This is a genomic window from uncultured Flavonifractor sp. (assembly GCF_944387675.1).
Taxonomy (GTDB): Bacteria; Bacillota; Clostridia; order Oscillospirales; family Oscillospiraceae; genus Flavonifractor.
The window spans coordinates 20,974-27,574 of sequence record NZ_CALXFV010000017.1 but is presented as its reverse complement, the minus strand read 5'-3'; the positions used below and the strand labels follow the sequence as shown (position 1 = coordinate 27,574).

Annotated in this window: 4 protein-coding genes and 1 pseudogene; 1 reads left to right on the top strand and 4 read right to left on the bottom strand. The window is 63.2% G+C overall.

Features of this window, described 5'->3' with window-relative positions:
• From Q0J74_RS03225 to Q0J74_RS03215, 3 genes and pseudogenes are all read right to left on the bottom strand, one after another.
• Positions 1–235 (bottom strand): annotated as a pseudogene (locus Q0J74_RS03225) (hypothetical protein); the annotation flags it as partial.
• The gene (locus tag Q0J74_RS03220; protein WP_297210511.1) at positions 228–2,123 is read right to left on the bottom strand and encodes a M56 family metallopeptidase; all 1,896 of its coding nucleotides are present in this window, start codon (positions 2,121–2,123) and stop codon (positions 228–230) included. The gene Q0J74_RS03220 and the pseudogene Q0J74_RS03225, both read right to left, overlap by 8 nt.
• A 3-nt stretch (positions 2,124–2,126) precedes the next feature.
• Positions 2,127–2,492, bottom strand: coding sequence for a BlaI/MecI/CopY family transcriptional regulator (locus Q0J74_RS03215; RefSeq protein WP_297210508.1), 366 nt, complete (start codon positions 2,490–2,492; stop codon positions 2,127–2,129).
• A gap of 173 nt (positions 2,493–2,665) precedes the next feature.
• Here Q0J74_RS03215 and Q0J74_RS03210 point away from each other — a divergent pair, with 173 nt between their 5' ends.
• Entirely contained in the window at positions 2,666–4,150 is a 1,485-nt protein-coding gene (locus Q0J74_RS03210; RefSeq protein ID WP_297210505.1) for a DUF1846 domain-containing protein, read from the top strand.
• A 229-nt stretch (positions 4,151–4,379) separates the two neighbouring features.
• Here Q0J74_RS03210 and Q0J74_RS03205 read toward each other — a convergent pair whose 3' ends face one another.
• Entirely contained in the window at positions 4,380–6,458 is a 2,079-nt protein-coding gene (locus tag Q0J74_RS03205) for an elongation factor G (RefSeq protein ID WP_297210501.1), read from the bottom strand.
• Between the last annotated feature and the right edge of the window lie 143 nt (positions 6,459–6,601).

Sequence of the window (6,601 nt, the reverse complement as noted above, 5' to 3'; positions counted from 1 at the left end):
TCCAGTCCACCGCCGACACCGCGCCCAGCAGCACGCAGAAAGGTTTTAATAACAACAGGCTCCTCAATTCCGCCCCCAACAGCACAATGGCGGAGAAGAGCAGCAGATAGCCCGCCCAGTTGGGCAGCACGTTCAGGGTGTGGCCGTTGATCCCCAGATTGAGGTCCAGGTAGAGCAACACATACCCCCAGGCGATTTTGGTCAAGGCCCGGCGGATTCGGATATTGTCAGTCATAAGGCACCTCCTCCGGCCAGGCGACGCCGGTATACTCCTGATCCTTGTACTGGAATTTCACCGCGATGGAGGCGGGGGACTGCTGCCGCTCACAGCCTCTGGGGTCGCTGCCCCCTCCGCTGCCCCAGCCGTACGCCTCCGGCGTGTTGAGGGAGCTGCTGCCGAATTCCTTCGGGAAGGCCTCATTCCGATCCAGCGGCTGGTACCAGACGGTGAGGGAGACCTCCTCCCCGCCTGCCCAGGCCCGGCCGCCGACAGAACGGTAGTAGTCGGTAAAAAGTGCGCCTGGCCGGGGTACCGTGTCCAGCTGGTAAGAGCCGCCGAAGAAGAGACTGTCAGCATAAACCTCGTTGTCGACGCTGAGCAAATACTGATAGTCCACCTCGATGGTGAAGTCCTCCACGTGAGCTGTATAGGTCAAAGCGGGCAGGATAGAATTGGGGCGTCCTGCCATGACGCATGCATCCACCGTAGACCATTCGCCCAGGGGTTCCACCGCCCAGAATTCCCCCTGCCGGAACACCCGCACCGGTTGGGAAACGGCCACCGGCTGCCCGTCTTCATAGATGTCCGCAAACCAGGTGCGGTAGGCGTCCATCACCAGCAGGCCGGTGTACGTACCGTTGGAGCCCTCCAGCAGATTGTACACCGCCCAGTCGGCCTGGGCGCCGCTTCCCTCCGAAAGACCCAGAGGCTCCAGGGGATAGGGCGCGTCCAGCTTCTCGCCCGCCCGGGCGGCCGCAAACAGCTTCGGCAGCGCCTCCTCCGGGGCGGCCATGACCAGATAGGCGGGGCTGTCTGCCATCAGAGCCTTGACATAGGTGTCCAGCGCCCCCGCCGGGGTAGTGGCCCGGTTCAGCCTGGCCCGGGCCAGCTCCAGGGAGCCGGAGGCGTTCTGGCCGGGCAGCTCCACGGCGCTCACCGTCCCCGCCAGGCAGGCCACGGCCAGCACCGCCGCCACGCAGCCGGAGCCCAGTCCCACTCCCTGGGGATAGCGTTTGAACCGGGCGATGGAGGAAATGCGGGCCTTGACGTTCCTGCCGCCGTTGGCCATGGAGGTGGTACCCGGTGCGCGGGCGTACCTGTCGTCCGCCATGGACAGGAGGATGACGCCGTAGGCCCGGCGCTCCTCCCCCTCCAGCCGCTCCAGCACCCGCTGGTCACACAGGGCCTCGCTGTCGTTCTGGGCCATGTCCCAGCAGTACCACAGCAGCGGATTGCACCAGTGGAGGCACCGCAGCGCGCAGATGGCCATCCCGGCCCACAGATCGCCGTATTTCAGGTGGAGCAGCTCGTGGAGGATCACCTTGCCGTCCACCGCCCTCTCCGGCAGCACCAGCACCGGAGAGAGGGGGCCGCACACGAAGGCGCTCTCCACCCCCGGCAGCACCGCTACCCGCTTGGGGACCTTCAGCCCGTATTGGGCGGCCACCGCTTCCACCTGCTCCAAGGCCCGGGGCGAAGGGGTGCGGCCTTTTCCCACCCGACGCCGCAGGGCCAGGTAGGACAGAAGGAACCACAGCAGGGTAAGAACCACCCCGGCGGCGTAGAGGAGAAACAGCACGTCGGTGACGCTGCCCGGACGGACCAGGCGCACCAGGGGAATGGGGGCCAGCACCTCTGTCACCCCATAGGGGCTGCTGAGGACGGACGCCAGCCGGGACTCCACCCCCGTCTTGGCCGCCTCCAGCACCACGTTCAGGCCGGGAAGCAGGGTGCGGCCAAAGAGTCCGGCGGGCAGCAGCAGCCGGACGGCCAGGATGGCCCACACCCCGTACTGCCACCGGGGGGAGAGCTTATCCAGAAACAGCCGCTTGGCCATAAGCAGTACCGCCGCCGCAATGGAGACGGTGAGCGTTTGGAGCAGAAAGGACCAGATGTTTTCCATAGGTCATACCTCCATCTCGTCCAGCAGCTTTCGCAGCTCCTCCCGCTCCTGGGAGGTGAGCTTCTCCTCCTTCAGAAAGGCGGCCACCAGCCTGCCCGCCGAACCCTGGTACACCCGCTCCAGCAGGCCCCGCCGCTCCTGGGCGGCGCAGGCCTCCCGGTCCACCCCTGCCCGGTAGCGGTGGGGTGTACCCGTCTTGTCGATCACCACCAGGCCCTTGGCCTCCATCCGGGTGAGGTAGGTGAGCACTGTGTTCCGGCTCCAGAGCGTGGCGGGGCGGAGCGCCTCCACCGCCTGGCCCAGGCTCAGGCCGTCCTCCGCCTGCCACAGTGCCTCCAGCACCTGCCATTCCTTGTCGCTGAGCTTCATGGTCAACCCTCCTACAGCTGTCGTATCCGTCTATGATACTACACATGTAGGATGGCTTTGTCAAGAGGCGGGGAAAAATTGAGCGGGACGCGAAAAAAAGCTACTGCTCGGGGCGGAAGTGTGGTACAATAACCGGTAAGTGAATTTTGCCAGAAGGGATGGGAAAGCGGAAGATGGACAGGATTGGGTTTGACAATCAGAAGTATCTGGAGCTCCAGTCTGCCCACATCAGGGAGCGGATTGGCCAGTTTGACAACAAGCTCTACCTGGAGTTCGGCGGCAAGCTCTTTGACGACTACCACGCCTCCCGGGTGCTGCCGGGGTTTGAGCCGGACAGCAAAATCCGCATGCTCAAGGAGCTGCGGGACTCGGTGGAGGTAGTCATCGCCATCTGTGCCAGCGACATTGAGAAAAACAAGGTCCGTGGGGACCTGGGCATTACCTACGACGTGGATGTGCTGCGGCTCATCGACGCCTTCCGGGGCCAGGGCCTGCTGGTGGGCAGCGTGGTCATCACCCAGTACGCCGGCCAGCCCGCCGCCGACGCCTTCCGGCGGCGGATGGAGCATCTGGGGGTCCGCACCTATCTCCACTACCCCATACCCGGCTATCCCCACAACACCGGGCTCATCGTCAGTGACGAGGGCTATGGGAAAAACGACTACATTGCCACCAGCCGCCCTCTGGTGGTGGTTACCGCTCCCGGTCCGGGCAGCGGCAAGATGGCGGTGTGCCTGTCCCAGCTGTACCACGAGTACAAGCGGGGGGTGAAGGCGGGCTACGCCAAGTTTGAGACCTTCCCCATCTGGAACCTGCCCCTCCAGCACCCGGTGAACCTGGCCTACGAGGCGGCCACCGCCGATTTGGGGGATGTGAACATGATTGACCCCTTCCATCTGGCGGCTTATGGGGAGACCACGGTAAACTACAACCGGGATGTGGAAATTTTTCCTGTTCTCTCCGCCATGTTTGAGAAGATTATGGGGGAGTGTCCCTACAAGTCCCCCACCGATATGGGGGTGAACATGGCAGGCAAGTGCATTGTAGACGACGAGGCGGTGTGTGCCGCCGCCCGGCAGGAGATTGTCCGCCGGTACTATACCGCCCTGTGCGACCGGCGCATCGGCACTGCGGATGACGAGCTGGTGTACAAACTGGAGACTGTGATGCAGCAGGCCCATGTGGACGTGTCCATCCGTCCGGTGGTGGCCGCCGCCGCCCAGGTGGCGGAGGAGACGGGCAAGCCCGCCGGGGCCATCCAGCTCCCCGACGGGTCGGTGGTCACCGGAAAGACCACCGATCTGATGGGACCCTCCTCCTCCACTCTGCTCAACGCCCTGAAGGCTCTGGCTGGCATCGACCATGTCCACCACCTCATCTCCCGGGAGGCCCTGGAACCCATCCAGCAGGTGAAGGTCCACCATCTGGGCTCGGTAAATCCCCGCCTCCACTCCGATGAGATTCTTATCGCCCTGGCCATCTCCGCCACCACCAACCCCCTGGCCAAGCGGGCTCTGGACCAGCTCTCCGCCCTGCGTGGGTGCGAGGCCCACTCCACCGTCATTCTCTCCCCGGTGGACTCCGGCACCTACAGCCGCCTGGGTCTCCGCCTCACTTGTGAGCCCCAGTACGAGACCAACAAGCTCTATCACAAGTAGCCGAGCAGCTCGTGGAAAAACCTCCCCGCAGGGCGGCTTGGAAGAATTCCATCGTCCGCAGACGATGGAATGAAATCAAACTCCGCCCTTTCCGGGGACATGTGCCTCGGGAAGAACCCTCCTCATGACAGATGGGGTGACAAGTTTCCAAAAAATCGAGGCCCCATTCTTGAGGCCTTTTCGACAAACTGGGCCGGGCTGTAAACAGCCCGGCCCTTGTGCGTTTTTGTTAGTCGGCTTCGTCCTGCATAGCCTTGGCAGCCTCGATGGCCTTCTCCTGGGCGGCAGGGGGCGCGTCCTCGTAGCGGACGAAGTGGAAGGTGAAGGAGCCGCGGCCCTGGGTCATGGAGCGCAGGTCGATGGCATACCGGCCCATTTCGGCCATGGGTACCTCGGCCTCTACAATCTGATTGCCCTCGCCGTCGGGGTTCATACCCATCACCCGGCCCCGGCGCTTGTTCAGATCGCCGATGACGTCGCCCATGTAGCTGTCGGGAATGGTCACCTTCAGCTCGCCGATGGGTTCCAGCAGCACGGGGCTGGCCTGGGGCATGCCCGCCTTGTAGGCCAGCTGTACGGCAGTCTTGAAGGCCATTTCGGAGGAGTCCACCGGATGGTAGGAACCATCGAACAGCGTGGCCTTCAGGTACACCACGGGATAACCCGCCAGCACACCGTGAACCACAGCCTCCCGCATGCCCTTTTCCACCGCGGGGAAGTAGTTCTTGGGTACGGCGCCGCCCACGACCTCCTCACAGAATTGCAGCTCCTCGGTGTCGCCGGGCTCAAAGCGCATCCACACATCGCCGAACTGGCCGTGGCCGCCGGTCTGCTTCTTGTGGCGGCCCTGGACCTCCACCTTCTTGCGGATCTTCTCCCGATAGGCCACGCGGGGCTCGGACAGTTCCGCATCCACGCCGAAGCGGCTCTTCAGCCGGGAGAGAATCACGTCCATCTGCATATCGCCGGTGCCGGAGACCACCATCTGATGGGTCTCGGCGTTGTTCACCCAGTTAAAGGTCAGATCCTCATCGTTCAGCCGGGTGAGGCCGGCGGCGATCTTGTCCTCCTGGCCCTTGGTCTTGGGGGTGATGGCCACGGAATAGCATGGCTCGGGGAAGGGAATGGCCTCCAGCTTGACCACCTTCCGGGGATCGGAGAGGGTGTCGCCGGTCTTGACCTTGTCCATCTTGCCGATGGCGCCGATGTCGCCGCACTGGAGCTCCTTGACCTCCTCGGCCTTCTTGCCTTTCATCACATACAGCCGGCCCAGCTTCTCGGTGGCGCCGGTGCGGGAGTCCACCATCTGCATATCGGGCTTGATGTTGCCGGAGAGCACCTTCACATAGGAGTACTTGCCGTACTGGTCGGACACGGTCTTCCACACCAGGGCGCAGGGCAGGGCGCCGGGGGAGGAGACGAACTCATCCAGCTCACCCTTTTCGTTCTCACCCATCAGGGGCCGGCCCTCCAGGGGGGAGGGGAGCAGCTCCACAATGATGTCCAGCAGCATGCGGGTACCCAGACCGGTGAGGGCGGAGCCGCACACCACGGGGAAGAGGGACAGATCCTTCACGCCCGCCCGCAGGCCCTGGATCATCTCGGCATAGGTGAAGTCCTCCCCGGAGAAGTACTTCTCCATCAGCTCCTCGCTGGTCTCGGCCACGCTCTCCTTCAGGGCGTCGTACAGCTCGTCCAGCACGGACTGCTTCTCGGCGGGTACGTCAATTTCCACCCGCTCACCCTTGGGGCCGGCCTCAAAGGCCCGCTTATGGAGCACGTCGATGAAGCCGATGACCTTCTTGTCGGCGTTCCAGATGGGGGCTACCACCGGGGCGATGTTCTTGCCGAACCGCTCCCGCAGGGTCTCAAAGGCGGCGTTGTAGTCGGAGTTGTCCTCGTCGGTCTTGGAGATATAGAGCAGCCGGGGCAGCTTGCGCTGCTCGCACAGCTTCCAGGCCTTCTCCGCACCCACGCTCATGCCGCCCTTGGCGGAACAGACGATGATGGCGGCGTCGGAGACCTGCATGGCCTCGATCACCTCGCCGGAGAAGTCGAAGTAGCCCGGAGTGTCCAGCACATTGATCTTGCAGCCGTTGTATTCCACGGGAGCCACCGCGGTGGAGATGGAAATCTGGCGGCGGATCTCCTCGGGATCATAATCGCAAACGGTGTTACCGTCAACGGGGTTGCCCAGCCGCACGGTACCGCCGGTCAAAAACAGCATGCTCTCCGCCAGGGAGGTCTTTCCGTTGCCGCCGTGTCCCAGCAGGCATACGTTGCGGATGTTTTGTACGGAATAGCTCATAGTTTGTTCCTCTCCTTACATTTGGAATCGCGGCGCAGTGATGTAAACTGCTGTTGTCCATTATACATGAAAGTTTCAGCGGTTACAACATAAACTTTAGAAAAATCGCGCAAAATGCCCCGGCGGTCCTCCGCCGGGCATTT

Excerpts from the sequence above, each read along its gene's own strand:
- Q0J74_RS03220 (WP_297210511.1), bottom strand. The coding sequence starts at position 2,123 with ATGGAAAACATCTGGTCCTTTCTGCTCCAAACGCTCACCGTCTCCATT.
- Q0J74_RS03215 (WP_297210508.1), bottom strand. The coding sequence starts at position 2,492 with ATGAAGCTCAGCGACAAGGAATGGCAGGTGCTGGAGGCACTGTGGCAG.
- Q0J74_RS03210 (WP_297210505.1), top strand. The coding sequence starts at position 2,666 with ATGGACAGGATTGGGTTTGACAATCAGAAGTATCTGGAGCTCCAGTCT.
- Q0J74_RS03205 (WP_297210501.1), bottom strand. The coding sequence starts at position 6,458 with ATGAGCTATTCCGTACAAAACATCCGCAACGTATGCCTGCTGGGACAC.